Annotated in this window: 28 protein-coding genes and 1 tRNA gene; 21 read left to right on the forward strand and 8 right to left on the reverse strand. The window is 71.3% G+C overall.

All coding sequences use genetic code 11. From position 1 onward, the window contains the following. Positions 1-105: 105 nt before the first annotated feature. Positions 106-921: a class I SAM-dependent methyltransferase gene (locus IF17_RS0105570; RefSeq protein ID WP_244890422.1), complete on the reverse strand. Its 816-nt coding sequence runs from the start codon at positions 919-921 to the stop codon at positions 106-108. 203 nt (positions 922-1,124) lie between these two features. Here IF17_RS0105570 and IF17_RS0105575 point away from each other — a divergent pair, with 203 nt between their 5' ends. After that, on the forward strand, positions 1,125-1,790 hold the full coding sequence (locus IF17_RS0105575; protein ID WP_030562759.1) for a GNAT family N-acetyltransferase: 666 nt from the start codon (positions 1,125-1,127) through the stop codon (positions 1,788-1,790). A gap of 58 nt (positions 1,791-1,848) precedes the next feature. On the opposite strand, the gene cobM is transcribed toward IF17_RS0105575, so the two are convergent. Both cobM and IF17_RS0105585 read right to left on the reverse strand, forming a co-directional pair. Beyond that, positions 1,849-2,598, reverse strand: a complete 750-nt coding sequence (gene cobM, locus IF17_RS0105580; RefSeq protein WP_030562761.1) for a precorrin-4 C(11)-methyltransferase — start codon at positions 2,596-2,598, stop codon at positions 1,849-1,851. Beyond that, positions 2,595-3,854, reverse strand: a complete 1,260-nt coding sequence (locus IF17_RS0105585) for a bifunctional cobalt-precorrin-7 (C(5))-methyltransferase/cobalt-precorrin-6B (C(15))-methyltransferase (protein ID WP_030562763.1) — start codon at positions 3,852-3,854, stop codon at positions 2,595-2,597. The genes cobM and IF17_RS0105585 overlap by 4 nt, the downstream gene beginning before the upstream one ends. Positions 3,855-4,066: 212 nt before the next feature. Between IF17_RS0105585 and IF17_RS0105590 the strand changes: the two genes are divergently transcribed. The 4 genes from IF17_RS0105590 to IF17_RS0105605 all read left to right on the forward strand — a co-directional run bounded on the left by IF17_RS0105590 (position 4,067) and on the right by IF17_RS0105605 (position 8,321). After that, positions 4,067-4,474, forward strand: coding sequence for a YciI family protein (locus IF17_RS0105590; protein ID WP_030562765.1), 408 nt, complete (start codon positions 4,067-4,069; stop codon positions 4,472-4,474). A gap of 18 nt (positions 4,475-4,492) precedes the next feature. Further along, positions 4,493-5,758 carry an RNA polymerase sigma factor gene (locus tag IF17_RS0105595; RefSeq protein WP_030562767.1) on the forward strand — a complete coding sequence of 422 codons (1,266 nt, stop codon included), beginning with the start codon at positions 4,493-4,495 and terminating at the stop codon, positions 5,756-5,758. A gap of 157 nt (positions 5,759-5,915) precedes the next feature. Then, entirely contained in the window at positions 5,916-6,584 is a 669-nt protein-coding gene (locus tag IF17_RS0105600) for an HhH-GPD-type base excision DNA repair protein (RefSeq protein ID WP_030562769.1), read from the forward strand. A 198-nt stretch (positions 6,585-6,782) separates the two neighbouring features. Next, on the forward strand, positions 6,783-8,321 hold the full coding sequence (locus IF17_RS0105605; protein ID WP_030562771.1) for a M28 family metallopeptidase: 1,539 nt from the start codon (positions 6,783-6,785) through the stop codon (positions 8,319-8,321). An 87-nt stretch (positions 8,322-8,408) separates the two neighbouring features. Here IF17_RS0105605 and IF17_RS1000000137500 read toward each other — a convergent pair whose 3' ends face one another. After that, positions 8,409-8,582 carry a CsbD family protein gene (locus IF17_RS1000000137500; protein WP_076967709.1) on the reverse strand — a complete coding sequence of 58 codons (174 nt, stop codon included), beginning with the start codon at positions 8,580-8,582 and terminating at the stop codon, positions 8,409-8,411. 135 nt (positions 8,583-8,717) lie between these two features. Beyond that, positions 8,718-9,038, reverse strand: a complete 321-nt coding sequence (locus IF17_RS0105615) for a hypothetical protein (protein WP_030562773.1) — start codon at positions 9,036-9,038, stop codon at positions 8,718-8,720. 336 nt (positions 9,039-9,374) lie between these two features. Between IF17_RS0105615 and IF17_RS0105620 the strand changes: the two genes are divergently transcribed. Then, the gene (locus IF17_RS0105620; protein ID WP_003967677.1) at positions 9,375-9,671 is read left to right on the forward strand and encodes a type II toxin-antitoxin system VapB family antitoxin; all 297 of its coding nucleotides are present in this window, start codon (positions 9,375-9,377) and stop codon (positions 9,669-9,671) included. A gap of 185 nt (positions 9,672-9,856) precedes the next feature. Then, positions 9,857-10,486, forward strand: a complete 630-nt coding sequence (locus IF17_RS0105625; protein ID WP_030562775.1) for a LytR C-terminal domain-containing protein — start codon at positions 9,857-9,859, stop codon at positions 10,484-10,486. A gap of 141 nt (positions 10,487-10,627) precedes the next feature. On the opposite strand, the gene upp is transcribed toward IF17_RS0105625, so the two are convergent. Continuing rightward, positions 10,628-11,263: a uracil phosphoribosyltransferase gene (upp, locus tag IF17_RS0105630; RefSeq protein ID WP_018513622.1), complete on the reverse strand. Its 636-nt coding sequence runs from the start codon at positions 11,261-11,263 to the stop codon at positions 10,628-10,630. Between the two features lie 102 nt (positions 11,264-11,365). Between upp and IF17_RS0105635 the strand changes: the two genes are divergently transcribed. The 9 genes from IF17_RS0105635 (at position 11,366) to IF17_RS1000000139605 (ending at position 17,514) form a co-directional block, all read left to right on the forward strand. Further along, a complete protein-coding gene (locus IF17_RS0105635) occupies positions 11,366-11,617 on the forward strand; it encodes a hypothetical protein (protein ID WP_030562778.1) in 252 nt (83 codons plus the stop codon). 241 nt (positions 11,618-11,858) lie between these two features. After that, positions 11,859-12,467 (forward strand): tRNA adenosine deaminase-associated protein, encoded by a 609-nt coding sequence (locus IF17_RS0105640; RefSeq protein ID WP_030562780.1) that lies wholly within the window; start codon positions 11,859-11,861, stop codon positions 12,465-12,467. A 146-nt stretch (positions 12,468-12,613) separates the two neighbouring features. Beyond that, complete coding sequence (gene tadA, locus IF17_RS0105645; RefSeq protein WP_030562782.1) at positions 12,614-13,042, forward strand: tRNA adenosine(34) deaminase TadA; 429 nt, start codon at positions 12,614-12,616, stop codon at positions 13,040-13,042. 67 nt (positions 13,043-13,109) lie between these two features. Beyond that, positions 13,110-13,197: transfer RNA gene (locus IF17_RS0105650), tRNA-Ser, on the forward strand. A 529-nt stretch (positions 13,198-13,726) separates the two neighbouring features. Next, a complete protein-coding gene (locus tag IF17_RS1000000139200) occupies positions 13,727-13,891 on the forward strand; it encodes a hypothetical protein (protein WP_018513651.1) in 165 nt (54 codons plus the stop codon). A 19-nt stretch (positions 13,892-13,910) separates the two neighbouring features. Then, positions 13,911-14,204: a Dabb family protein gene (locus IF17_RS0105660; protein WP_030562785.1), complete on the forward strand. Its 294-nt coding sequence runs from the start codon at positions 13,911-13,913 to the stop codon at positions 14,202-14,204. A gap of 257 nt (positions 14,205-14,461) precedes the next feature. Further along, positions 14,462-15,385, forward strand: coding sequence for an RNA polymerase sigma factor SigF (locus tag IF17_RS0105665; RefSeq protein WP_373036952.1), 924 nt, complete (start codon positions 14,462-14,464; stop codon positions 15,383-15,385). A 234-nt stretch (positions 15,386-15,619) separates the two neighbouring features. Continuing rightward, positions 15,620-16,486 (forward strand): RNA polymerase sigma factor SigF, encoded by an 867-nt coding sequence (locus IF17_RS0105670; protein ID WP_018513654.1) that lies wholly within the window; start codon positions 15,620-15,622, stop codon positions 16,484-16,486. A gap of 554 nt (positions 16,487-17,040) precedes the next feature. Then, positions 17,041-17,514, forward strand: a complete 474-nt coding sequence (locus IF17_RS1000000139605) for a hypothetical protein (protein ID WP_237667123.1) — start codon at positions 17,041-17,043, stop codon at positions 17,512-17,514. Between the two features lie 121 nt (positions 17,515-17,635). Here the strand turns inward: IF17_RS1000000139605 and IF17_RS0105680 are convergent, their stop codons facing one another. After that, positions 17,636-17,851 (reverse strand): hypothetical protein, encoded by a 216-nt coding sequence (locus IF17_RS0105680; RefSeq protein WP_018513656.1) that lies wholly within the window; start codon positions 17,849-17,851, stop codon positions 17,636-17,638. Positions 17,852-18,095: 244 nt separating this feature from the next. Here IF17_RS0105680 and IF17_RS0105685 point away from each other — a divergent pair, with 244 nt between their 5' ends. The 5 genes from IF17_RS0105685 to IF17_RS0105705 all read left to right on the forward strand — a co-directional run bounded on the left by IF17_RS0105685 (position 18,096) and on the right by IF17_RS0105705 (position 23,806). Continuing rightward, positions 18,096-18,608: a MarR family winged helix-turn-helix transcriptional regulator gene (locus IF17_RS0105685; RefSeq protein WP_030562791.1), complete on the forward strand. Its 513-nt coding sequence runs from the start codon at positions 18,096-18,098 to the stop codon at positions 18,606-18,608. Positions 18,609-18,735: 127 nt separating this feature from the next. Further along, positions 18,736-21,198, forward strand: a complete 2,463-nt coding sequence (locus tag IF17_RS0105690) for an MFS transporter (RefSeq protein ID WP_483316154.1) — start codon at positions 18,736-18,738, stop codon at positions 21,196-21,198. Positions 21,199-21,453: 255 nt separating this feature from the next. Beyond that, the gene (locus IF17_RS0105695; RefSeq protein WP_030562796.1) at positions 21,454-22,269 is read left to right on the forward strand and encodes a YceI family protein; all 816 of its coding nucleotides are present in this window, start codon (positions 21,454-21,456) and stop codon (positions 22,267-22,269) included. A 98-nt stretch (positions 22,270-22,367) separates the two neighbouring features. Beyond that, positions 22,368-22,838: a PPOX class F420-dependent oxidoreductase gene (locus IF17_RS0105700; protein WP_030562798.1), complete on the forward strand. Its 471-nt coding sequence runs from the start codon at positions 22,368-22,370 to the stop codon at positions 22,836-22,838. 5 nt (positions 22,839-22,843) lie between these two features. Next, entirely contained in the window at positions 22,844-23,806 is a 963-nt protein-coding gene (locus IF17_RS0105705; RefSeq protein ID WP_030562800.1) for an NAD(P)-dependent oxidoreductase, read from the forward strand. Here the strand turns inward: IF17_RS0105705 and IF17_RS0105710 are convergent. Then, the gene (locus IF17_RS0105710) at positions 23,800-24,723 is read right to left on the reverse strand and encodes a TetR/AcrR family transcriptional regulator (RefSeq protein WP_244890424.1); all 924 of its coding nucleotides are present in this window, start codon (positions 24,721-24,723) and stop codon (positions 23,800-23,802) included. The genes IF17_RS0105705 and IF17_RS0105710 overlap by 7 nt on opposite strands. Positions 24,724-24,794 lie beyond the last annotated feature (71 nt).

A 24,794-nucleotide genomic window follows, 5' to 3' on the forward strand; every position in this document is an offset into this window, starting at 1 on the left:
TCCGCTGACTCCAGAGCGCAGTTCTGGCCCAGCTCACAGCCTCCGAGCGAACTTCCGACCGTCGTGCGCGCTTAGCACCTTCGCTGTCACCGACACCGAGGTCCGCTATTGGTGGCCAAGAGCACGCTCGTGCGGCTTTCCATCAGCAGCCAGCCCGTCACCTCCCGCAGACCTGACCCCTGAGGCAGGGACTTGGTAGCTGAGCAAGTGAGGGGCCCCGGACCCCCGCTTCGTCCTCGCTCGGAAGAGGGTCGTGGCCACCGGCGCCTCGCCGTCTCGCCCCGGGTCCTGGACGGTATCGCCGTGCACGACGTCGAACCCGTGCTCCTCCAACAACTCCCTCCACACCGACGCCCCCAGGACCCACCGCTGCATCGTGCCAAGGCGGCCGTCAGGCATGCGGGTCGGGATGTCGGCGGGTCGGCACTCCGTCTCGGGTGGCGCGCCCGTTCGGTAGTGGGCGAGTGTCGAGAACACCAGGGTGCCGCCAGGGCGGAGGGCCACCGCGGCGGACGGGAGCAAGGTCTGCGGGTCGCTGAAGTCGAGTGCGCCGAAGATGCTGTAGACGACGTCCAGGCTGGACGGGTGGTCCCGGAGGTATGCGGCAGCGTCCTCGTGGACGAAGTCCAGGCCGGGCACATCTTCGTAGAGGGCGCGGCCGCGGCTGTGCTGCGCGGTGGAGCTGTCGATCGCGATGACGCGCGCCGCTTTCAGCTCGGCTGCTACATACGCAGCCTGGTAGCCGTCCCCTGCACCCAGCTCCGCGACCGTACGACCGGTGAGGTCCCCCAGCAGTTCGGCCCCAGGTCCGATCCGCTGGTACCAGTCCCAGTGGAGGCGGCTGGGGGAGCGGCGTCCGCGCGAGGAGGCTCCGTAGTGCTGCCAGCGGTCAGGCCCGGTAGCCCGCGAAGTTGAGGTCACAGCCGACATCCTGGCCCGCTCATGGTGATCGGTGCGGAGGTCTCGCCGTATTCACCCCCTACGCGGCCAGACCTGCCTCACGGGCGGCGAAAGGGCCCCGGAGTTCCCAGTGGACACAGCCGGGTGAGGAGATCGCCATATGACCGTAAGACTTCCCGCGTAATATTCACTTGCGTTCTGTACCTATTACGGAGGGATCCGCAATGGACGCCGAAGCCGTACGTTCATGGGTGGAAGGCTGGGTCGTCTCACGCGGAGCCGCGCCGCCGGTGTCCGAGCCCTGGGGCTTCACCATCGACGTCGGGCTGAGCGGCCACGTCACCCGGCACGTGGTGACGGATGCTGACGAGTCGCTGGTCCGCAAACTGACGGAGACGGTCACCGTCCCGGGCACCTGGCTCAAGATCTTCTTGCCGCCGCAGACCGTCGCCTCGTGGGCAGCGCCCGGCTGGCGCCTCGCTGACGACGGTTTCCTGATGTCGACGCCGCTGCGCACGAACGACGCAGTGGCTCCCGACGGCTACCAGGTGCGCACTTGGGCGCGGGGCGGGGTCACGCGGGTGCTCGTGGTGACGGAGGACGGTGCGTTCGCTGCCCGTGGTCAGATCGCTCTGCCCGGTCCTGGGCGCACCGCCGTCTTCGACCAGATCGAGACTTCGTCGGCCCACCGTCGCAGGGGGCTCGGCAGCCTCGTCATGCGGACGCTGGAGAACGCCGCTGTTGCCTCCGGCTCCTCGTCTGCTGTGCTGGCCGGGACGGTTGATGGCCGGGCGCTGTACGAGTTCCTGGGGTGGCGCACACTCGGCCCGATGACCAGCGTGGTCCGCGAAGCTCCGTCGCAGGAGCAGGAACAGGAGCAGGGGATCTGAGCAGGCGTTCGTGGGGCGGTGTCTCTTTCCGAGTGAGCTGGAGAGCCCCCTCAGGGCGTCAGAACCCGCCCCGGTCCCGCCCCACCGCATACAAGTGGCTGTCCCGGAACTGCTCCGCACCCAGCGTCCGCCCCACCATGATGACCGCCGTCCTGATCACCCCGGCGGCCTTCACCTGCTCCGCGATCGAGTCCAGAGGGCCGCGCAGGATGATCTCGTCCGGGCGGGACGCCATCGCGACCACCGCCGTCGGGCAGTCCGCGCCGTAGTGCGGGGTCAGCTCCTCCACCACCCGGTCCACGTAGCGGGCCGCCAGGTGGAGGACGATCAGGGCGCCGCTGCGGCCGAGGGTGGCCAGGTCCTCGCCCTCCGGCATCGCCGTGGCCCGTTGTGCGATGCGGGTCAGGATCACCGTCTGGCCGACCGTCGGGACCGTCAGCTCGCGCTTCAGGGACGCGGCCGCCGCCGCGAACGCGGGGACGCCGGGGACGATCTCGTACGGGACGCCCGCCTCGTCCAGGCGCTTCATCTGCTCGTTCACCGCGCTGAACACCGACGGGTCCCCCGAGTGCAGCCGCGCCACGTCGTGGCCGTCCGCGTGGGCCCGTACGAGCTCCGCGGTGATCTGCTCGATGTCCAGGTTCGCCGTGTCGATCAGGCGGGCGTCAGGCGGGCATTCCGCCAGCAGCTCCACCGGGACGAGGCTGCCCGCGTACAGGCAGACCGGGCTGGCGGCGAGCAGGCGTGCGCCGCGCACCGTGATGAGGTCGGCTGCGCCCGGGCCCGCGCCGATGAAGTACACCGTCATGTTCGATCTCCTGAAAGTGGGGATTTGCTTACGGACCACTGCGTCACCGGCATCGCCTGGCGCCAGCCCGTGAACCCGCCCACCGCGACCGCGTGCGCCACCGCGAGCCGGGTCAGCTCGCCGCCGTACGCCCTGTACCGCTCGGCCAGCAGCGCCTCCGACTCCAGCGTCACCGTGTTCGCCACCAGCCGGCCCCCGGGCCGCAGCGCCTCCCAGCACGCGTCCAGCAGGCCCGGTGCCGTCAGGCCGCCGCCGATGAACACCGCGTCCGGCACGTCGAGTTCGGACAGTGACGAGGGGGCTGCACCGGTGACCACTTGCAAACCCGGGACTCCCAGGTGGTCCGCGTTCCTCGTGATCCGTTCCGCCCGCGCCGGGTCCTTCTCCACGCTCACCGCCCGGCAGGTCGGGTGCGTGCGCATCCACTCGATCGCGATCGAGCCGGATCCGCCGCCCACGTCCCACAGCAGCTCGCCGGGCGCGGGCGCCAGCGCCCCGAGCGTCGCGGCCCTGATGTGGCGCTTGGTGAGCTGGCCGTCGTGTTCGTACGCCTCGTCCGGCAGGCCCGGTACGGCGCCGAGCCGCAGCGCGTCCGCCGATGCCCGGCAGTCGATCGCGATGACGTTCAGGCGGTCCCCGGGCGCGTGCGCCCAGCTCTCCGCGACGCCCTCCACGTACGCCTCCGCCTCGCTGCCCAGCTGTTCCAGGACGCGCATCCGGCTCGGGCCGAAGCCGTGGGCCGTGAGCAGTGTCGCCACCGTCGCGGGCGTCGAAGCGTCCGCGCTCAGGGCCAGCAGCCTCCGGCCCTCGTGGAGGGACACCGCCAGGCGGGACGCCGGGCGGCCCACCAGCGTCACGACCTCCGTGTCCTCCAGGGGCCAGCCGAGGCGCGCGCAGGCGTACGAGACCGAGGACGGGTGCGGGAGGACCCGGAGCGCCTCCGGGCCGAGCTCCTCCGCCAGCGCGCGCCCGATCCCGTAGAACATCGGGTCCCCGCTCGCCAGCACCGCGATCCGGCGCTCCCGGTGCTCGGCCAGCAACCGGGGCACGGCGGGGCGCAGCGGTGACGGCCACGCCACCCGTACGCCCGCGCACTCCGGCGGCAGCAGGTCCAGCTGGCGCTCTCCGCCGATCACCACCTCCGCCTCCCGCAGCGCCTCCCGCGCCCCGCCGGACAGCCCGGACCAGCCGTCCGCGCCGATCCCCACGACCGAGACGGGAGGGGGCGGAACGACCTCAGGAAGGGCGGCAGACACAGTCGGAGGACCTCATTCGAGGGGGTGGGCAGGCGGGCGCAACGTTGGCGAACTTTACTGAACGTGCCGTTCCGACCCCTCCAGCGGGTGAATCCCGAAAAGAATCCGCGCGTCGTGTCGAGAACCCCGCCCCGGCCCCGACGTCCCCTGTGTAAGCGGAGAAGAAGAGAACGACGAAGAGTACGAAGAACGTGCTCCAGGAGGCGATGATCGTGAAGTATCTGGTGATGGTCCAGGGCAGCCAGGCGGACTACGACGCGCAGGCCGGCAAGGGGTCTGTGGACAGTCCGGCCTGGGACGAGAAGGCCATGCAGGAGATGTTCGCCTACATGGGCAGCATCAACGACGACCTCGCCGAGTCGGGTGAGCTGGTGACCGCGTACGGGCTCACGGAGCCCGCGCAGGGGCGGGCCGTCAGCGTCGACGCCGAGGGGCGGCCGGTGGTGTCGGACGGGCCGTACAGCGAGACCAAGGAGCTGCTCGCGGGGTTCTGGATCCTCGAATGCGAGAGCCTGGAGCGGGTGACCGAGATCGCCGCCCGCGTGGCACGCTGTCCGCAGCCGGCCGGGGCGCCCGAGTACCCGGTGCTCATCCGGACCGTCGGCGGCGGCATCGACTGATTCGGCCAGGAGCAACCACTGAAGGCAGACCGTACGAACGACGACCACCACATCGAGGACCTGCTGCGCCGCCACGCGCCGCAGGTCCTCGGCGCGCTCGTCCGCCGTTACGGGCACTTCGACCCGGCCGAGGACGCCGTCCAGGAGGCCCTGATCGCGGCCGCCGCGCAGTGGCCGGAGGACGGCGTTCCGGAGAATCCGCGCGGCTGGCTGATCCGGGTCGCCTCCCGTCGCCTCACCGACCGGTTGCGCAGCGACGAGGCCCGTCGGCGGCGTGAGGAGACCGTGGCCGCCCTCACCCCGGCGGACGCGTTCGTCGCCCCGCCGCCCGGGGAAGGCCCCGCCGGGCTGGGTGGCCGGGCGCCCTCCGAGGACGACACCGTCACCCTCCTCTTCCTCTGCTGCCACCCCGCCCTCACCCCCGCCGCCCAGATCGCCCTCACCCTCCGCGCGGTCGGCGGGCTCACCACGGCGGAGATCGCCCGCGCCCACCTCGTGGAGGAGGCGACGATGGCGCAGCGGATCAGCCGGGCGAAGCGGGCGGTGCGCGGGGCGGAGTTCCGGCGGCCGGAGCCCGAGGACCGGGACCGGCGGCTCGCGGCCGTCCTCCAGGTCCTCTACCTGATCTTCAACGAGGGGTACACCGCCACCGCGGGCCCCGAGCTCCACCGCACCGACCTGGCGCGCGAGGCGATCCGGCTCACCCGTGCCGTACGCCGGCTCCTCCCCCACGAGGGGCGCGTGACCGGGCTGCTGGCGCTCATGGTCCTCACCGAGGCGCGCACTCCGGCGCGCACCGGGCCCGACGGCGAGCTGGTCCCCCTCGACGAACAGGACCGGGCCCTCTGGGACCGTACGGCCATCGCCGAAGGCACCGCGCTGGCCGAGGAGGCGCTCGCCCAGGGGCCGGCCGGGGACTACCAGCTCCAGGCCGCCATCGCCGCCCTGCACGACGAGGCCGGGCGCGCCGAGGACACCGACTGGCCGCAGATCCTCGCCCTGTACGAGCTCCTCGTGCACCGGACCCCCGATCCCGCCGCCGCTCTGGGCCGCGCGGTCGCGGTGGCCATGGCGCACGGGCCGCGAGCCGGGCTGGTGGAGGTCGACGCGCTGGCGGGGGCATCGAGCGGCCACTACCGGCTCGATGCCGTACGCGCCCACCTCCTGGAGCGGGCCGGGGAGTTGGACGCCGCCCGGGCCGCCTATCGCTCAGCCGCCGACGCCACCCTGAGCGAACCCGAGGCCCGCTACCTGCGGGCGCGGGCGGACCGGCTCGCCCCGTAGCGCCCGCACCCCTCGAACACGTACGGCGACGTCACGAGCACGCAGCAGGACCGCAGCAGGGTCAGGCGGGGCGGGACACCGCCAGCCGGGCCCATCGGCGCGGCTGGAGGAGTCACTGGAGTCGCCGTCGGCGCCCGCCCTCGCGATCATCGGATGTATGACCAAGAGTGACAGCGGCAAGGACATCACCCTGCGGATCGCCCAGCAGCCGGCTGCGGACGAGCTCCTCGCCCGCAGCCCCCTGGCCGCCCTCGTCGGCATGCTGCTGGACCAACAGGTCCCGATGGAGTGGGCGTTCACCGGCCCGTACACGCTGGCGGGGCGAATGGGCTCGGACGACCTCGACGCGGCGGAGATCGCCGCCTACGACCCCGAGGCCTTCACCGCCCTCTTCACCACCAAACCGGCCCTCCACCGCTACCCCGGCTCCATGGCCCAGCGGGTCCAGCAGCTGTGCCAGTACCTCGTGGCGGAGTACGAGGGGGACGCGAGCGCGGTGTGGCGGGACGCGGGCACCGGGGAGGAGCTGCTGCGGCGGCTGAACGACCTGCCGGGTTTCGGCACCCAGAAGGCCCAGATCTTCCTGGCGCTGCTCGGCAAGCAGTTCGGCGTACGTCCCACGGGGTGGCGGGCGGCGGCGGGAGCGTACGGGGAGGAGGGGTCGCGTCGGTCGGTCGCCGACATCACCGGGCCGGAGTCGCTCGCGGAGGTACGCGCGTACAAGCAGGAGGCCAAGGCGGCGGCCAAGGCGGCCAAGGCGGCCAAAGCAACGAAAACGGCGAAAGCAGCCAAAACAGCCAAGGGCTCACCCAAGGCCAAGGGCTGACCGGAATGCACAGCTCAGCACGCAGCCGGACAGAACACCCGGCGGAAACGATCAAAATCGGCCACTGGTGTTCCCAGGGGCCACCCCACTCGCTAGCTTTCGCAACAGCTTTCGCAACACGTTCGTTCGCACCTCCAAGCGCACCTCCGTCACGTCTCGACCGGAAGGACTCTTGTGCACGCAACACGTCGCAGAGCCATGGCAGTTGTGGCCGCCACCGCTCTGGCCACGCCGCTCCTCCTGGGCGCAGCCCCGAGCCACGGGCCTTCGCACGGGTCAGGCCACTCGAAGGGCGCCTCGAAGGAGGCGGTCAAGCTGTCCCGGGAGCTGGTGAAGAACGCGTCCGCACGGGACGCCTACCGCCACCTCCAGCAGTTCCAGGCGATAGCCGACTCGGCCGACGGTCACCGCGCGGCGGGATCGCTCGGCCACGACGCCTCGGCGGCGTACGTCTACCGGCAGCTCCAGCGCTCCGGGTACCAGGTCTCCTACCAGACCTTCCGTTTCCCCTACACGGAGACGCTGGCCGAAAAGCTCGCCGTGGTGTCGCCGACGCCCCGCGACGTGACGATCAAGGCGATGACGTACACCCCGTCGACCAGGGTCGGCGGTCTGACGGCCGGACTGGTCAACGTGCCCGTCGACGACACCTCCGGCTGCGAGGCGTCCGACTACGCCTCCGCGAACTTCACCGGCAAGATCGCCCTGATCAAGCGCGGCGGCTGCCCCTTCGCCGACAAGCAGGCGGCGGCTGCTGAGGCCGGTGCGGCCGGCGCGGTCATCTACAACAACACCGAGGGCCTCCTCTCCGGCACGCTCGGCGAGGTCGGGGCGGGCAGGATCCCGACCGGCGGGGTCAGCCAGGAGGAGGGCGAGCAGCTCGTCGCCGACCTGGCCGGCGGCGAGGTGACGGTCTCCTTCGAGGTCCGCCAGCTCCAGGAGGAGCGCACCACCCGCAACGTCATCGCGGAGACGCGCGGCGGCAAGGCGGCGAACACCGTGGTGCTCGGCGCCCACCTCGACTCCGTCACCGAGGGCCCCGGCATCAACGACAACGGCTCGGGCTCGGCCGGACTGCTCGAAGTGGCCCAGGAGCTGGCCAAGTCGAAGAGCAAGCCCGCCAACAAGGTCCGGTTCGCCTGGTGGTCGGCCGAGGAGAACGGCCTGCTCGGCTCGGAGGCGTACGTCGCCGGGCTCTCCGAGAAGCAGCGCCAGCAGATCAAGCTCTACCTGAACTTCGACATGATCGCCTCGCCCAACGGCGTCCAGTTCGTCTACGACGGCGACGACTCCGACGGCGTCGGCGCGGGCCCCGGCCCGGAGGGCTCGGCCCAGCTGGAGCGGGACATCAACAAGTTCCTGGACAGCAAGGGCAAGAAGCACGAGGGCACGGACTTCACCGGCCGCTCGGACTACGGCCCGTTCATCGAGGTGGGCATCCCCTCCGGCGGTACGTTCACGGGCGCCGAGGGCATCAAGACGGCGGCCCAGGCCCGGACCTACGGCGGCCAGGCGGACGTCGCGTACGACCCGTGCTACCACGCGGCCTGCGACGACCTGAGCAACATCAGCATGCGCCACTTCGACGTCAACATCGACGTGATCGCCAACGCGGTGGGCACGTACGCCCACGACCTGCGCTCGCTGACCCGCCCGGTCAAGCCGGTCCCGAGCACCGGCACGCCGGGCAGCGGCGGCGGCCTGCACGACGGCCAAGGCCACGAGGTCACGGAGTAGGCCTACGTCACGGAGCAGGACACAACACGGCCCCGCAGGAGCATTCTCCTGCGGGGCCGTCGTGCCGTCGTGGTCCAGGACCGGACCTCAGTCGGTGAGAGCGTCCTTGACCTTCTCCTTGGCCTGGCGGATGTCGCCCTTGGCCTGATCCGCCCGGCCCTCGGCCGTCAGACGCTCGTTGCCCACGGCCCGCCCAGCCGCTTCCTTGACCTTGCCCTTGGCCTGCTCGGTCTTGGCCTGGGCCTTCTCATCGGCAGCCATGTCACTCACACCCTGATCGCTCGGCAATGTCTCTCCCCCCGCCTGACCCGCTCCATCCGGTTCAAACACACCGGAGCCCGTCACGCCACGGAACCGTGAGCGGTGGACATCGCTTCGACAGGTCACAGGAACAGGTCACAGACCGGTGATGTCCCGCGCCCTCTTCAGTGCGGAGCCGAGCTTGTCCACAGCCGCACCCTGCCGCTTCGCGCGCTCCGCGACGTCTGCCGGCACCAACCGCTCGGCGGTCCGCACGGCGTGGGCGTCCGGGTCTCCGTAGGCGGTCTGCGGGCTCTCTCCCGTATCCGCGCAGTGCGTCGTGACCTCCTTGACCGCCTGGAGCACCACGGCCCGGTCCACACCCGGCTGCATGGCCAGCCGTACCTGGAAGCGCGCCATCCACTTCTCGCGGGCCTTCTCCTCCGCCGCTTCCGCCGTCCGGTCCTTCCTTGCCACGCGCCCTCCCGGGATGGTCGACACAGCCGTACGTATGTCAGGAGGTCAGACGCCGGAGCAAGGGAAAAGGTTCACGGGCGGGAGGCCGATGCCGGGGTGCCGGGGTGCCGGGATCCGCATACCGCCGGGCCGCCGGGCCGCCGCGATCCGCACACCGCCTACCGCCTACCGCCTACGAACGTGGGACACCATCCCGCCCGCGGCGAGCGCACTCGTACGGGCAGCGAACCCCTGTCCCGGTATCCAGCGCTATGCGGCGCTCTACAACGTTTCGCAGGCCACCGCAGTGGGGTTCCCTGGCTGCGCCCGGCGCCCCTTGCCCGGTAGGCTTTCCGTGTGATCTTCAAGCGCATCGGAAATGGGAAGCCATACCCCGACCACGGCCGGGAAAGCACCCGACAGTGGGCGGATGTCGCGCCGCGTCCGGTTCGCCTGGACCAGCTCGTGACCACCAAGGGCCAGCTGGACCTGGAGACCCTCCTCGCCGAGGACTCCACCTTCTACGGTGACCTCTTCGCCCACGTCGTGAAGTGGCAGGGCGACCTGTACCTCGAGGACGGGCTGCACCGGGCGGTCCGCGCCGCGCTCCAGCAGCGCCAGGTGCTGCACGCACGCGTCCTCGACCTGGGCTGACGCCGCCCCTCGCTCCCCGCGCGTCCGTTCGTATCACCCTCATAACAGCCACCCGGCGGCCGCACGCGAATTCGGGCCTTTCGGGTGCTTTCGCGCTCATCCGGGTGCCATACGTTGATCATTTAGTACGCAGCATCACCGGGTCGCACTACGCTGCGTCCATGAGCATGCTCACTCCCCCCGGCATGGGCGGAAAGTACCGCATCACGGGCGACACCTACCCCCGCATGCGCCGCCCCCGGCACCGCCGCAGGATCGTCCTCGCGGGCGTCTCGGCCGTGGTGGCCCTCGGCCTCGCCGGCTGGGGAACACTGCAGCTCATCGACGTCTTCACCGGCGGCGACAAGAGCGCGAGCGCCGCCGGCCACCAGCGGGACTGCCCCACGCCGAAGCCCGTGGCCCCGGCGAAGGCGCTCCCGAAGCCGGCCGCCATCAAGGTCAACGTCTACAACGCGACGACCACCAGCGGGCTGGCCAAGGCCGCCGCGGACGAGCTGAAGAAGCGCGGGTTCACCGTCGGTGAGGTGGGCAACGCCCCGAAGGCGTACGACAAGAAGGTCCCCGGCCCCGGTGTGCTGCTCGGCGCCCCGACCGCGGCGGCCGGCGGCAGTTTCACCGTGCTGGGCACGCAGCTGCCGGGCACGGTGCAGAAGACCGACCAGCGCAAGACGGCGGAGGTCGATCTGATCCTCGGCGCGAAGTTCAAGGCGTTCAGCACCCCGGCGGAGGCCACGGCCGCCATGACGGCCCTCACGAAGCCCTCCCCGGCGCCGTCGGCATCCTGCGCGACGACCCCGTCGACGAAGAGCGGCTGAAGAGCGGCTGAGGAGCGACTGAGGAGCGACTGAGGACGACGAAGAGCGGCTGAGCGACTCACGCACCGGTGCCCCTTCCGCAACGTACGCGGAAGGGGCACCGTGCTGTTCTGCCGTCGGGCGGTCGGGCCGTCGGGGCAGCTACTCCGCCGTCCCGTACATCCGGTCACCGGCGTCGCCGAGGCCCGGCACGATGTAGCCGTGCTCGTTGAGCCGCTCGTCGACGGAGGCGGTGACGACGGTGACGGGGGTGCCCGCCAGCTCGCGCTCCATCACCTCGACGCCCTCGGGCGCCGCGAGGAGGACGACGGCGGTGACGTCGTCGGCGCCGCGCTTGATCAGCTCGCGGATGGCCGCGACGAGCGTGCCGCCGGTGGCCAGCATCGGGTCGAGAACGTAGACCTGGCGGCCGGAGAGGTCCTCGGGCATCCGGGTCGCGTACGTCTCCGCCTGGAGCGTCTCCTCGTTGCGGATCATGCCGAGGAAGCCCACTTCGGCGGTGGGCAGCAGCCGCACCATGCCGTCCAGCATGCCGAGGCCGGCGCGCAGGATCGGGACGACGAGGGGCCGGGGGTGCGAGAGCTTGACGCCTGTCGTGGGCGTCACCGGGGTCTCGATGTCGACCTGCTCGGTACGCACATCCCGGGTGGCCTCGTAGGCGAGAAGGGTGACCAGCTCGTCGGCGAGGCGCCGGAAGGTCGGGGAGTCGGTGCGCTTGTCGCGCAGCGTGGTCAGTTTGTGCGCCACCAGCGGGTGGTCGACGACGTGGATCCGCATGCGTCAACAGTAACCGCGCCTTCCGCCACTCTGCGCTGGCATCAACCACCTGTTCGGGGGGAAGGTGGGGGCATACGGACCCAGCGTTGGGGTGATGTGTCGATGGCGGACGGGGAACAGCCGCGGAGCCCGGGCTCACGCGGAGTGAGCGACGCGCGCGACGCGCGCGAGCCGCAGGGCACGACGGGTGACGTCACGGACGCGCAGGAGAGTGACGCGGCCCGGCGCCGGCGCCGGGCGCAGTTCCTCCGTGAGCTCCACGAGGCCAAGCAGCTACGGGACCGGGTGCAGCCGCGGCGGGCCCGTGCGGCCCGTATGCGGCAACAGATGCGGATGCGTACGTTCCGCTGGTGATGCCGGTGAAGCCCTCCCGTACCACCGGCGCACTCCCCCGCCGATCGGGTCACCGACCGGCCTCGTCAGGGAGACGCCCGACCAGGCACTCCTGGAACTGATGGCCGACGCAACGGCCGAAGAGGTCTCGCTCGGCGCTTGTTTCTGCCACGATGCCGATTGGGCGGGGCTCAGAGCAGACGGACTTTCCCGTCTGCCCTCCCGTCGGACCGATTCACCTATGACCAGTGGGAGAGTCACGGTGTACTTCGCCGCACTGCTCGCGCGCACCGAAGACGGGTGGGAAGCGAGCGATACAGAGCTCGACGATGTGGAGACCCTGTCCGACCTGACGGATCTGGCCCAGGAGGCCTCGGTGGACGAGGACACGGTCCTGGTCTACATCGAGCAGGAGGACGCCTGGTTCGGCATCCTCCGGGTGGACGGTGAGGAGGACCCCCGTATCTACGTCTCGGACGCGTCCGCCGCCGCCCGCTCCTCGTACGGGGAGATCCTGCTCACCGACGAACTGCTCGGCCGTGAACCAGGGGCCGAGGACGAGATCGCCGCGCTGGAGGAGCTCGTCGGCCTCGACGGCACGGAGGACGGCGAACCGGACGGTTCCGCTTCCTCATCCGCAACGACCACCGACCGGACCACCACCCGCGACGCGGATACGGACTCCGATCCCGATCCCGATTCCCACTCCGCCTCCGACTCCGACTCCGTGCCGGCGGGCCCGATCGGCGAGCTGGGCATCCTCGCCGACTTCGGGCTCTCGGAGAAGGACCTGCTGACGCTGCGAACCGACGCGCTGACGGAGATCGCCGACGCGCTGGGAGCGGCCGATGTCCTGGAGGCGGTGCGGTAGGGGGTCGGGCGGCCCTGATCGCCGGACGCTCTCCCGCCCCTCCTGTCCGTTAGGGTCCGCGGGTGACCGCAAGCCCGCCGAACCCTTCCTCCTCCCCCTCCCCCCGGCCCGCCTCGGACCCCGTACGCGATCCGTGGCAGGCCCCGATGCGCCGCGCCCTGGCCGAGGCCGAGCGGGCGGCGTCGGCCGGTGACGTACCGGTCGGTGCCGTCGTGCTCGGCCCCGACGGCACCGAGCTGGCAGCCGCCCACAACGAGCGCGAGGCCACCGGCGACCCGACCGCGCACGCCGAGATCCTGGCCCTGCGCCGGGCGGCCGAGGCCGTGGGCGAGTGGCGCCTGACCGACTGCACGCTGGTGGTCACCCTGGAGCCCTGCACGATGTGCGCGGGCGCCCTGGTCCAGTCCCGGGTGGCCCGGGTCGTCTACGGAGCCCGCGACGAGAAGGCAGGCGCGGCCGGTTCCCTCTGGGACGTGATCCGCGACCGCCGCCTGAACCACCGCCCGGAGGTCATCGCGGGCGTCCTGGAGGACGACTGCGCGACCCGGCTGACGGCCTTCTTCCGCATGCTCTGACCGGGCACGGCCCCGCCCCCGAGAACCGATTTCTGTGCACGCCCCGGGATGGTCTAAGCTCTCTCTCGGTAGCGTGTCCGAGCGGCCGAAGGAGCTCGCCTCGAAAGCGAGTGTGGCGTAACCCGTCACCGTGGGTTCAAATCCCACCGCTACCGCTTCTGACGCCCCCTTGATCCGCGGAAACGCGATCAAGGGGGCGTTCTGCGTTGACGGCGCCGAGGGCGCTCGGAGACGGTTCACCACGTGACGACGACCCACGCAACCTTGCCCCTGAAGTTCGCCGTGCGGCGCAACCGGGGCGACCCTGTGCGGATCATCGCGAGCATCAAGTGAGGTAGGTCGGGGGAAGCGGCGTCGGGGGGACAGGCCGCTTCCCCCGGTGGGAACAGGGCCTCCGGGGCAGCCGTCGCGGTCAGGGGGAAGTCGCGCGGCGGTGGCCCCGTGGTGTGGGCCTGTTCCGGCCCTCCGGTTCCTGCCAGGGCCGGAGGGCTCGCGTCCATCCTGCCGGGGTGCAGAAGCCGTACGGGTGGGCAAAAGGCCTCGATGGGCAGGGCCTAGGTCCCTAAAAGGCGCATCAGTGATCGAGAGCGGCCCCTGGATACGGCCATACGTGCGGATACAATCTGCCGATCGCACGCCAGGTCGCACGCGGCGTGAAGCGGGGTCTACGGGGAGGCAAGGGCAGTGGCGCAAGCGAAGAAGATCGCGCTCTACATAGTGGTGGTCTTCGTGCTGTACTCGATCATCACCATCCCGGAACGGTCCACCGAGCTCGTAGGGGTGGCGTTCGAAGCCGTCTCCACCGCCGCTCATAGCGTCGGCGACTTCATGACCGAACTGGTGAACTAGCGAAACAGTAGGGGTATCGATGATCCGCCACCTGGTCCTGTTCAAGCTCAACGAAGGCGTCGAGCGGGACGATCCGCGCGTCGTCGCCGGGGACCGCGCCTTCCGGGAGCTGGAGGGGCAGGTTCCGGAGCTGGAGTTCTGGGAGTGCGCCTGGAACATCACCGACCGGCCGATCGCGTACGACTACGCCATCAACTCCGCCGTCGCCGACGAGGCCGCCCTCAAGCGCTACATCGAGCACCCGGCCCACCAGGCCGCCGCCGGCCAGTGGCGCGAATTCGCCACTTGGGTGATCGCGGACTACCCCTTCTGACCCTCTTCCGGTCCTCTTCTGATCCGCCCCTGGGCCTTCCCGTGTGCAGATGTCGGACCCGTTCCGGCCTACCCCTCGCCGTTCAGGCGAGGGGTTTCTTCGTGCTGTTTAAACCTTTATGACCTCAACACGGCACTTTGCGGTGCTTGCACACAGTGGACATGTCTTGTGATGCTATGACCGCTTTTGACGGATGAGTTGACCGTAGTTGACCGCGAAGGGGTGGCGTCACCGTGCCGGCCAGTACAGCGCCTCAAGTGCCTCCCCAGTCCGTCCAGCCGTCCCCAGCCGTCTCGCAGAGCGCCTCCCTGGGTGCCACCCAGGCGGCCCCCCAAGGCGGCACCCAGGGCGTCCAGGCCGCTCCTGCCGACGAGATCCAGACCGAGACCCCCGACCCCACCACCCCGCCCGCCAGAACCCGCGGGGCGGACACCAGGGCCCTCACCCAGGTCCTCTTCGGGCAGCTCAAGAACCTGGAGCCCGGCACCCCGGAACACGGCCGCGTCCGGGCCGCCCTCATCGAGGCGAACCTTCCGCTCGTCCGGTACGCCGCCGCCCGCTTCCGCAGCCGCAACGAGCCGATGGAGGACGTCGTCCAGGTCGGCACCATCGGCCTGATCAACGCGATCGACCGTTTCGACCCGGAACGCGGCGTCCAGTTCCCCACCTTCGCGATGCCCACCGTCGTCGGCGAGATCAAGCGCTACTTCCGCGACAACGTCCGCACCGTCCACGTCCCCCGCCGGCTGCACGAGCTCTGGGTCCAGGTCACCGGCGCCACCGAGGACCTGACGACCGCTCACGGGCGCTCCCCCACCACCGCCGAGATCGCCGAGCGGCTGAAGATCTCCGAGGACGAGGTGCTCGCCTGCATCGAGGCCGGGCGCTCGTACCACGCGACCTCCCTGGAGGCCGCCCAGGAGGGCGACGGTCTGCCCGGGCTGCTCGACCGGCTCGGTTACGAGGACCCCGCGCTCGCCGGAGTCGAGCACCGCGACCTCGTACGCCACCTCCTCGTCCAGCTCCCCGAGCGCGAGCAGCGCATCCTCCTCCTGCGCTACTACAGCAACTTGACCCAGTCTCAGATCAGCGCCGAACTAGGCGTCTCGCAGATGCATGTGTCAAGGCTTCTGGCCAGAAGTTTCGCCCGACTGAGGTCCGCAAACAGGATCGAGGCGTAACCGGAACGGGTAGACCCTCCAGAGACCGGTTCTGACGGCATAAAAGCCCTACACCCCCTGTTTCCAGGGCGAATTCAGCGCTGACTTGTCGACATGTCACTACAGCGTGTTGCCGACATGTGACATTCTGCTCGAAGCGCGTTTGCCGCAGCCCCGCCTCCGGTATTCAGGTGGAGGCTGCGTTCCTCCGATGGTCGCGGCCACCGCGACCGTCCGCGACCTCAAGGGGGTGGCATGTCCGCAGAACAGGGCAGCTCGAAGGTGCTCACGCTCACGAAGAGCGTGCCGGCACCCGCCGTGCTCACCAGCTCGCCGGAAGCCATCGACACCCGTACTCTGTCCCGCTCCCTGTTCCTGCGGCTCGCCGCGCTCGGCCCCGCTTCGGGTCCCGAGGGAACGGACAGTCCGGAGCGGACCTATGTGCGGGACACACTCATCGAGCTCAACCTCCCGCTGGTGCGTTACGCCGCGGCGCGGTTCCGGAGCCGCAACGAACCTATGGAGGACATCGTCCAGGTCGGCACGATCGGCCTGATCAAGGCGATCGACCGGTTCGACTGCGAACGGGGCGTGGAGTTCCCGACGTTCGCGATGCCGACCGTCGTCGGGGAGATCAAGCGCTTCTTCCGCGACACCTCCTGGTCCGTACGGGTCCCCCGGCGCCTCCAGGAGCTGCGGCTGGCGCTCACGAAGACCAGCGACGAGCTGGCTCAGCGGCTCGACCGCTCCCCGACCGTCCCGGAGCTCGCCAAGGCGCTCGGGGTCTCCGAGGAGGACGTGGTCGACGGCCTCGCCGTCGGCAACGCCTACACCGCCTCCTCCCTCGACTCCCCCTCGCCCGAGGACGACGGCGGCGAGGGCTCCCTCGCCGACCGCCTCGGCTACGAGGACGCGGCGCTGGAGGGCGTCGAGTACCGCGAGTCGCTGAAGCCCCTGCTGGCCAAACTCGCCCCCCGCGAGCGCCAGATCATCATGCTGCGGTTCTTCGCCAACATGACCCAGTCGCAGATCGGCGAGGAGGTCGGCATCTCCCAGATGCACGTCTCCCGGCTGCTCACCCGCACCCTCGCCCAGCTCAGGGAAGGGCTCATCTCCGACTGAGCCGAGCCCCGAGCGGTAAGCCGTGCACGAGGGTTCTGAATTGACGGGGCGTCAGACACACTGGCGCCATGCGACGTCAGACTCGTCAGTCATGCGGACCCACCGGCCGCCGAGGCACCGTGATCGCCGCCTCGGCGGCCGCGCTGTGTCTGGCCGGCGGCCTCCTGACCGGCTGCGGGGGCAGCCCGGAGGACGGTTACGCGGCGGTGGGCGCGGCCGGTGGCGGTCCCGGGCGGTCCGCGGGCGGGGCCTCGGGGGGTTCAGGGGCCTCAGGGCCCTCGGGGAAGGTGACGCTGGTCCCGTTGGACGGCGAGGGTACGGAGGAGGGCTCGGGGCGACCTGGTGCCGGCCGGGCTCCGGGAGACTCCTCGCCGCCGCCCGCCGGAGGCTCCGGCGGGCCTGCCGCTGTCCATGGGCCTACGGGGGGTCCCTCGGCCCGCACTCCGGGGTCCGGGGCGGGAGGAGGCGGCGGGAGCGGGAGCGGGAACGGGAACGGAGCGCGTACGGGAGTGGCCGGCGAGGCCGGGGCAGGGGGCGCCGGGGCCGGAGCCGGGGTGGGAACCCAGCCCGGTGAGCCCGCGCAGCCGCCCAAGTCCTCCAAGCCGTCCAAGCCCGCCGAGCCCTCCGCCCCCGGCAGCGGGTCCAAGCCCGGCGGCGGCGGGGACGGTACGACCAGCCCTCCACCCAGCCCCCCGCCCGGCAAACCCGCTCCTCCCCCGACCCCCGCCGCCCTCACCCTGAGCGCCCCGCAGCGTGCGCCGGCGGACAAGCGGTGGTGCGAGAAGGTGACCGTGGAGTTCCGCAACACCGGCCGCTCCCCGGCGCGTTCGGGAACCGTCACCTTCGCCACGCACATCATCGGGGCCCTCGGCGTCGACTGGGCCACCATCCGGTCCAGCCAGTCACTCCCGACGCCCATCGCGGCCGGGGCCACGCGCTCGGAGACGTACACCGTGTGCGTGGAGTCCTGGCGCGTACCCCTGGGGATGCGCGTCGAGACCCAGGACGTCTCCGCCGTGTGGGAGTGAGCCGCGGGCGTGCCGAAACAGAAACGCCTGAGGGGGGCGGGCGGCGGGCGCGCGTGCGCGGTTCCGCTGCCCGCCCCCCTCAGGCGTTCAGGTCGTCATACGTCGTTCAGTGGTCGGTGCGTCAGCCCAGTGCCAGCCACGCCACCGCGCCGAGGACGACGACGACCGCGACGACCGCCGCGATCACCCCGACTCTCGGCCCGGACGAGGTCGCGGCCGGCTGCGCCCGGCGCTGCGGCTCGCCCTCGTCGACGAAGGCGCGGAACATCTGCGTGCTGCCCGCCGGATCAGGGGTGCCCTCGGGGCCCGGCTGAGGGGCGTGGGGGTTGTGTGCCATGGGGCAGGACCCTAGCGAACTCGGGCCTTCCGCCCAACCCCCGGGCCGCCCGGCACCCCGCCCGAGCAGCGCCGAAGCGCAGGCGGAACGGAGGCGGGACGGGCTTGACCCGGAGCCTACGGAGGCTTTTGCGTTCCTTTACTTCTGCAAGGCCGTTTTCGTTTGCCTGTAGCAACCAACGGCTTCTATGGTTGCCCTAAGCAACAACATAGTCAGGCTAGGCATCAGTGCGTTGGGGGTCCCGGTGGCCGCACGGAGTCGGTACGAGGAACTCGCCCGGCAGCTCAGCGCGGTCGGGGCCGTCAAGCGCGGACTCGCCCGCGCACTCCCCCCGGAGTGTCCCGGTGGCTCCGCCGCCGTGCTGACGCTCCTGGACCGGCACGGCGAGATGCGGATCAGCAGGCTCGCCGAGCTGATGGCCGTGGACCTCTCGGTGACCAGTCGCCACGTGGCCCATGTGGCCGAGCACGGCTGGATCGAGCGGTCCCCCGACCCGGCGGACAAGCGGTCCCGCATCCTGCGGCTGACCCCCGGCGGTCGCGCGCAGCTCGACGAGCTGACGCGGCGGACCACCGAGATGTTCGCCCGCAATCTCGCCGACTGGTCCGACGAGGACGTCGGCCGGCTCAACGCGCTGCTGTCCCGGCTGCGCGACAGCTTCGCCTGTCGCGGACCCGGTGGCTGTGCTCCCGGAAGCCACTCCGGCGAGTGCCGGAACGGGCTCGGCGACGACGCGTACACCCGTACACCTGTGTAACAGAAGCAAATACGCACGGATAAGGAACTCAATGGCTACGACCACACCGACCGGTGTGCGGGGCGGCCACGCCAAGCACGGAGGTCACGGAGGCCACAGCGGCTCCGGCGCCTCCGACGGCACGCCGATGACACACCGGCAGATCATGGAGGCGCTGACCGGGCTGCTGCTCGGCATGTTCGTCGCGATCCTGTCGTCGACGGTCGTCTCCAACGCCCTGCCCGAGATCATCTCCGACCTCGGCGGCGGGCAGAGCGCCTACACCTGGGTCGTCACGGCCTCGCTGCTGGCCATGACCGCCACCACCCCGCTCTGGGGCAAGCTCTCGGACCTGTTCAGCAAGAAGCTGCTGGTCCAGATAGCCCTGATCATCTACGTCCTCGGATCGGTCGTCGCCGGTCTGTCGACCAGCAGCGGCATGCTCATCGCCTGCCGCGTCGTCCAGGGCATCGGCGTCGGCGGTCTCTCCGCCCTCGCGCAGATCGTGATGGCCGCGATGATCGCCCCGCGCGAGCGCGGCCGCTACAGCGGCTACCTGGGCGCCGTCTTCGCCGTCGCCACCGTCGGCGGCCCGCTGCTCGGCGGTGTCATCACCGACACCAGCTGGATGGGCTGGCGCTGGTGCTTCTACGTGGGCGTGCCGTTCGCGATCATCGCGCTCATCGTGCTCCAGAAGACCCTGAAGCTCCCCGTCGTCAAGCGCGAGGGCGTCAAGGTCGACTGGACCGGCGCGTTCTTCATCAGCGCCGCCGTCTCGCTGCTGCTGGTCTGGGTCACCTTCGCGGGTGACAAGTACGACTGGCTGTCGTGGCAGACGTACGTGATGGTCGCGGGCTCGGTCCTGCTCGGCCTGATCTTCGTCTTCACCGAGTCGCGGGCCAAGGAACCGATCATCCCGCTGCGCCTCTTCCGCAACCGCACCATCACGCTGGCCTCGATCGCCTCGCTCTTCGTCGGTATCGCGATGTTCGCGGGCACGGTCTTCTTCAGCCAGTACTTCCAGCTCGCGCGCGGCAAGTCGCCGACGATGTCCGGCGTCATGACCATCCCGATGATCGCGGGCCTCTTCCTCTCCTCGACCGTCTCCGGTCAGGTCATCACCAAGACCGGGCGCTGGAAGGCCTGGCTGGTCACCGGTGGCTTCCTGGTCACGGCCGGGCTCGGACTGCTCGGCACGATCCGCTACGACACCGAGTACTGGCACGTCGCGGTCTACATGTTCGTCATGGGTCTCGGCATCGGCATGATGATGCAGAACCTGGTTCTCGCGACGCAGAACCAGGTCGCTCCCGAGGACCTCGGTTCCGCGAGCTCCGTCGTCACCTTCTTCCGGTCCCTCGGCGGCGCGATCGGCGTCTCGGCGCTCGGCGCCGTCCTGGGCAACCGCGTCACGCAGTACGTCAAGGAGGGCCTCGCCGACCTCGGCCCCGAGGGCGCCAAGCTCGGCCACGGCGGTACGGGCGGCGGGGGCATCCCCGACCTGGACAAGCTGCCCGAGCCGTTCCGCGTGGTCATGGAGGCCGCGTACGGCCACGGCGTCGGCGACGTCTTCCTCTACGCCGCCCCGTGCGCCCTGGTCGCCTTCATCGTGACCCTCTTCATCAAGGAGGTCGCCCTGAAGACCAGCGCCGCCAACGACGCCCCGGAGACCCCCGCGGTGGAAGCGGACGTTCCGGCTGCCGTCGGCGCCACCGCTCTCGTCTCCGAGGGCGCGGCCGGGGTCACCTCCATCGACACGGCCACGGCCGACGCCGCCACCCCGTACGAGACCGTGCGGGACACCTCGTACGAGAACGTGCAGGACACCTCGTACGAGACCGTCCAGGGCACGCCCGTGCGCGGTGTGGTGCGCGGTGCCGAAGGGGCTCCGGTCGCCCGTGCGGCGCTCACCCTGATCTCGCTGGGCGGCCGTCAGCTGGGGCGTTCCGTCGCCCGGGGCGACGGCGGCTACACCCTGGACGCGCCGGGCTCCGGCAGCTACGTCCTGATCGCCTCCGCCGACGGTTTCCAGCCGCAGGCGTCCACGGTGGTCGTCGGCGAGGAGCCGCTGGCCTTCGACATCCTGCTCTCCGGTACGAGCGGACTGGCCGGAACCGTACGAGCCGCCGAATCCGGTACGCCGGTCGACGGCGCGATGGTCGTCGTCACCGACGTCCGGGGCGATGTCCTGGCCACCGGGACCACCGGCCAGGCCGGGGAGTTCACGTTCGGCGAGCTGGTCCCGGGCTCCGTGACCGTCGCGGTCAACGCGGCCGGGTTCCGCCCGCTGGCGCTGCCCGTGGAGGTCGGCGGCCAGGGCGTCACCCGCGTCGAGGCCGCACTGCGGGCCGGTGCGCTGGTGCGGGGCGTCGTCCGGGCCGGGTCCGCCCGGGGTCCGCTGGCCGACGCCCGGGTCACGCTGATCGACGCGGCGGGCAACGTGGTCGCCACCGCGACGACCGGCGAGGACGGCGCGTACGCCTTCACCGACCTGGACGCGGGCGAGTACTCGGTCATCGCGACCGGCTACCCGCCGGTGGCGGGCGCGCTGACGGTGACCGGTACGGGCGTCGACGGGCACGACATCGAGCTCGCCCACCCGGGTGAGTGACAGCCCGGTGAGTGACAGCCCGCAGCGAGATTGATCCCTCCCTTATGTGCGCGCGTGTGCCTATAGGGATGCGCGTCAACACGTGAAGGGATCGCAAAGACCCCTGGTCGGAGAGCACTTCTTGCGGAGAGGCTGTCGCGGCCGGGTGGAAATGGGCCCCGGAGGTGGGTACGGCAGGCAGGGGACGGCCTGCCGTGGCCGCCCCGGGGCCCGACTCATGTGACCCAGGGTCATGGAGCTAGGAGAGAGATACGGATGGGACTTCGCGCACAGGTACGGACGCGGGACGGCTGGGCGGTCCAGCACGCCGTCGTGACGGTCACCGACATGACCGGCACCCAGGTGCTGCGGGCCGCGGCCGACGAGGACGGGGCCGTCCGCACGGACGGGTCCCTGCCGGCCGGCGCGTACACGGTGATCGTCACGGCGGTCGGGTACGCCCCCGCCGCCTCCACCGCCCTCGTCACGGCGAGCGGGCGGATCGAGGGCGGGCAGATCGTGCTGGCCCGCCAGGGCGGGGTGGAGCTCCCGCCACCGGGCGCCTGGTCGCTGGACCCGGTGCACTCCTCGGTCGGCGCGGTCGCCCAGCACCTGGGGATCTCCAGCGTGCACGGCCGGTTCACCGACTTCGGCGGCCGGATCACGATCGCCGAGGACGTCTCCCGCTCCCGGGTCGACGCGGTGATCACCGCCGCCAGCATCGACACCGGCAACGGCATGCGGGACAAGCACCTGCGCTCGCCCGACTTCCTGGACGTGGACCGCTACCCGGAGATCACCTACCGCTCCACCGGGCTCGCCCCGGCCGGCCCCGACCGCTGGACCGTCCACGGCGAGCTGACCATGCACGGCGTCTCCCGCCCGGTCGACCTGGACCTGACCTACCTCGGCACCGGGCCCGACCCGTGGGGCGGGGTGCGCGCCGCCTTCCACGCCGCGGCCGAGCTGCGCCGCGACGACTTCGCGATGAACTACAACCAGGTCGTCCAGGCGGGCATCTCCGCCATCGGGACCACCTTGCGCGTGGAGCTGGACATCCAGGCGGTGCAGGGCGACGCGCTGCCCGGATAGGGCCTGCGGGGGCGCGCTGCCCAGGTGAGGCAGCCCGGCGGAGCGTGCGTGGTTTCGCTGCCGGGGCGGTGTGCGTGCGCGGTCGTAGGGTGGTGGCCATGGCTCCCAACATCGCGACCAACACTGCCGTGGACCTCGATGAGTTGCTGGCGTTCGTACGGCCCCGGCACCGGGCGATCCTGCTGACCGCCCGGGCCGACGGCCGCCCCCAGGGCTCCCCGCTGACCTGCGGCGTCGACGACGCCGGCCGGATCGTCATGTCGACGTACCCGGAGCGCGCCAAGACCCGCAACGCCAAGCGCGACGAGCGGGTCAGCGTGATCGTCCTCTCGGACGAGTGGGACGGGCCGTGGGTGCAGGTCGACGGCGTGGCGGAGGTGCTCGACGCCCCGGACTCCGTGGAGCCCCTCGTCGAGTACTTCCGGAACATCTCCGGCGAGCACCCGGACTGGGACGAGTACCGGGCCGCCATGGTGAAGCAGGGCAAGTCGATCATCCGGGTCACACCGGAGCGGTGGGGGCCGGTGGCGACCGGCGGTTTCCCGGCTCACCTCGCGCCCGGTAAGTGATAGCCGTGGTGCCCGGCCCGGAGCTCCTCGCGCGGGCCCGGCTGCTCGTCGCGCCCGAGCTGAACGCCTCGCTCGTACGGGAGTTGGAGCGGATCGCCGGGCGCGGCGCGGAGCCGTTGGCGGACGAGGTGCCGGGCGGCGGTCCGCTGCTCTGTGTGGGCGCCGCACTGCCGGGCTCGGTGCGGGCGACCGCGGCCGACCGGCTGGTCTGGTTCCACAGCGTCAACGCCGGTACGGATCCGCTGCTCGCCGCCGGACCGTGGCCGGCCGGGGCTCTGCTGACCCGGACCGTGGGGCGGATGGGCGAGCGGATCGCGCAGTACGTGGTGGGCTGGGTGCTCGCGGAGTGCCAGGCCGTCCCGGAGTACGTCGGTCAGCACGCCCGCGCCGAGTGGCGGCGGCTCCCCACGGAGCTGGTCGCCGGGCAGACCGCGCTCGTCTACGGGACCGGGCGCATCGGCGGGGCCGTGGCGGGGTTGCTGCGGCGGTGTGGGGTGCGGACGGTGGGGGTGGGCCGTACGGCGGGGAGCGGGCCGCCTCCGGTGGGCTTCGACCGGGTGGTCGGGGCCGGGGAGGACGCGGAGGCCGATGAGCTGGCGGGGGCGCGGTGGGTGGTGGCCGCGCTGCCGTCGACCGGGGCCACGGAGGGCTTCTTCGGGGCGCGGCGGTTCGCGGCGGTGCGGGGTGCGACGTTCGTCAATGTGGGGCGGGGCGCGACGGTGGATCTGGCGGCGCTGGAGGGTGCGCTGCGGGACGGTGGAGTGCGGCGCGCGGTGCTGGACGTGCTGGCGGAGGAGCCGGCCGCGCCCGACGACCCGGTCTGGCGGCTGCCCCGTACGGTGATCACCTCGCACTCCGCGGGGATCACCGCCGACGAGGACGTGGCCGTGGACTTCGCCGCCTGCTGGGAGGCGGTGCGGGAGGGCCGGCGCCCCGGGCTGGCGGTGGACGTGGGGCGCGGTTACTGAGGTTGCTGGGGTTGCTGACCTCGGTGAGCGGCGGTCGTCGCGGGGCCCGTACGGTCGCACTTCGCCTCGATGCCCGCGATCAGCAGGTCCAGCGCGAAGACGAAGTCCCGCTCGCGCATCTCCTCCACCGTGTCGCCGCCCCGGGCCGCCATCAGGTCGTCGGAGGACTCGACGATCGCCCGCAGGTGCGGCTGGGCCCGGATCGTGCCCATCGCGTGCCGGTGGTACGCGTCCTGGGTGAGCCCCGTCGCGTCGCACCGCGCCTTGAAGTGGCCCTCGACGGTGCCGAATCCGTACACGAACTGGAAGACCGTCGCGAGCGCGCCCGTCTGCCGTTCCAGGGGCAGGCCGGTGGCCCGGATGACGTCCATGACGGCGGACGAGAACAGGACCGAGTTCGGGCCGATGTTGAGGAAGGTCCCGGCGAGCGGCGAGATCCAGATGTGGCGGACGAGCAGTTCGCGGTAGCTGCGGGCCAGTTCACGCAGCCGGTCCCGCCAGTCGGCGTCCTCGCGCGGCGGTGCGATCTCCGCGTAGACCGAGTCGAGCGCCAGCTCCAGGAGGTCGTCCTTGGTGTCGACGTACCAGTAGAGGGACATCGCCGTGACGTCCAGTTCGGCGGCGAGCCGGCGCATGGAGAACTTGGCGAGACCCTCGGCGTCCAGCAGCCGCACCGACGCCTCGGTGATCCGGTTCCGGTCCAGGCCCGCCGGGGACTCGGTGCGGCGGCCGCGCGAAGGTGTCTGTCCGTCGAGCCACACGCTGGTCCGCGCGGGGGTCGGCCCAGAGCCTTTACCGGTCGGCCCAGAGCCTTTGCCGGTCGGCCCAGAGCCTTTGCCGGTCGGCCCAGAGCCTTTGCCGGCGGCCGCCTCGGGGTCGTTTCCGGAGTTCGTCGCGCGGTCGGACGCGGACACCATGGCGCACTCTCCTCGTCTCGCGGAGGCCGGAGGCCGGCCCGGCCTCCGCCCCGTACTGCCCCGTACTGTCC

Source organism: Streptomyces cyaneofuscatus (genome assembly GCF_000718135.1).
GTDB classification, from domain to species: Bacteria; Actinomycetota; Actinomycetes; order Streptomycetales; family Streptomycetaceae; genus Streptomyces; species Streptomyces cyaneofuscatus.